Annotated in this window: 3 protein-coding genes; 2 read left to right on the top strand and 1 reads right to left on the bottom strand. The window is 41.2% G+C overall.

Features of this window, described 5'->3' with window-relative positions; genetic code table 11:
• The coding region (locus H6G41_RS34465) for a DUF938 domain-containing protein (RefSeq protein WP_190752879.1) at nt 1–176 on the top strand (176 nt) is incomplete at its 5' end.
• A gap of 171 nt (nt 177–347) precedes the next feature.
• Here H6G41_RS34465 and H6G41_RS34460 read toward each other — a convergent pair.
• On the bottom strand, nt 348–806 hold the full coding sequence (locus H6G41_RS34460; RefSeq protein WP_190752878.1) for a zinc ribbon domain-containing protein: 459 nt from the start codon (nt 804–806) through the stop codon (nt 348–350).
• 77 nt (nt 807–883) lie between these two features.
• On the opposite strand from H6G41_RS34460, the gene H6G41_RS34455 reads away from it, so the two are divergent.
• Nucleotides 884–1792 (top strand): tyrosine-type recombinase/integrase, encoded by a 909-nt coding sequence (locus tag H6G41_RS34455; RefSeq protein ID WP_190752877.1) that lies wholly within the window; start codon nt 884–886, stop codon nt 1790–1792.
• The last annotated feature ends 105 nt before the right edge of the window (nt 1793–1897 follow it).

Genomic DNA, 1897 nt, shown 5'->3' with positions numbered 1-1897 from the left:
CCTCACTAAGTAATGCAGCTTTTGACGAATATTTACGCGCCCAAAACTCACAGTGGGGTGTGCGTAACTTGGATGATGTAGTGGCAGCAGCTAGGTCAGAAAATCTCATCTTAAAACAGATTTATCAAATGCCAGCAAATAATCTTTCAGTAGTATTTGAACCTTCTGCTAATTAAGGAATCATTCTTGGAGATTATGATTGTGTGACTTGACTCAAGATGATTCAAAGACTACAAGCTGACCAAACTATTAGAGCCGAAAAACAAAAAGGAGATTAAACTGACGTGAAGCCGAGATACGTGTAAAAAGCTGCAAGATGGTCTAGAAACGATTGCTATGCCGAGGTTTTAGCGATTTTGACTCTTCTGTTTATAAGGCTGTCCGCACATGGGACAAAATTTATACTTCAAAGATACGACTAACTCCCCACAGTGAGTGCAACTCGTCTGCAACTGCATACCGCACAGATAACAAAACTTAGCTCTAACTTGACCCCAGAGGGGATCAGCCGCCGTCCCAGGAGTCCAGCACTGTGGACAAAACTTCACGGCACTGACAGGCTTAACAGACTCACCCCTTTCAACAGCTTCCAGATATTCCTGGGGAATGCCTAACCCACCAGCAAGACCACGCAGCGTTTTGCGATTAAGTCTGGTGGTTAACCCCCGTTCAATCTTCCCAATAGACCGAGAATGAATTCCCGCCGCCTGCGCCAACTCAAACTGAGTCATCCCGTTAGATATTCTAATGCGCTTGATATAGTCAGCCAGGGATTCTTGGGGTCGAGGCAGTTTCAAAGTATCCATAAAAGGATGTCTTGCTTCATGCCTAAAAGATATATGATTGAGTCAGAAAAAACCTTGAGAGAATCACACAAATTTCAGTGAAACAGACAGTAACATTAGCCACTGTCGTAGTTGAATTTTTAGAACGTCCTGGGCTGGCATTAAGTACCAAGGAGACATATTCTCTGACCTTGGGATTGTTACTCACTGAGTATGGAAGTTGGCCAATTGAAATTATCAGTCGTCAAACATTAGTCGAGTATTTAAATACCCTTACGCATTTAAAATATACAACTCACAACAAGCATCAAGCGATACTACAAAGCCTATTTAACTTTGCTGTAGAACAAGGATACGTAAAATCCAACCCCATTCGGGGAATCAAACAGCGTCCACCTTCACGAGAAAAAGGTGAACATCGCACAGATGAAATAATACGGTTTTTAACACCATCACAGTTAGAAATACTGTATAACGCTGTAGCCGATGACCCCCGCCTTAACGCGATTGTGCATTTATTACATCACACAGGATGTAGAATTGGTGAGCTTTTGGCACTAAATTTAGAATCGGTAGACCTCCTTAATTGGAAATTTCAAGTATTGGGAAAAGGAAATAAACAAAGGTGGTGTTTCTACAACGAAGCTACGGCGATAGCACTAAATAAATATATAAATTACGACCGACATAAACAATCCGATGCCTTATTTACAGCACAGCATCCAGTGACGATGAAAGTCAGTAGAATGAGCTACCGAACACTGCATGATTACTGGCGAGAAATTACCAATAAACACTCACTCATTCAGGGGATTCGTATTCATGATTTACGACATACATTTGCCACAGAGCGCGTAGGCATAATTAGTATTGAACAACTGCGTGCATTGATGGGTCATGAAAGTATCCAAACAACTTTACGCTATCAAAAAGTTACGTCACAAAAAGCAGAAGAAGCTGCTCGTCTTGCTTTCAATTTGTTGACTAAAGTTGATAAATTAGGCTGATATTCAGGGCAAACGCATCTAAATAGAGAAAAGTGCTAAGTAGAGGTGTGTTTTGAGTAGTACAAGAGAACTATATATAACTGGTGAAGAGAGCGATCGCTAAAA

The organism is Tolypothrix sp. FACHB-123 (assembly GCF_014697075.1).
Classification (GTDB): Bacteria; Cyanobacteriota; Cyanobacteriia; order Cyanobacteriales; family Nostocaceae; genus Aulosira.
Note: the sequence above shows the minus strand (reverse complement) of the source record. Positions and strands in the feature narration are given on the sequence as shown.

What these genes read in the sequence shown, in the direction of transcription:
- H6G41_RS34460 (WP_190752878.1), bottom strand. Translation starts at nt 806, where the DNA reads ATGGATACTTTGAAACTGCCTCGACCCCAAGAATCCCTGGCTGACTAT.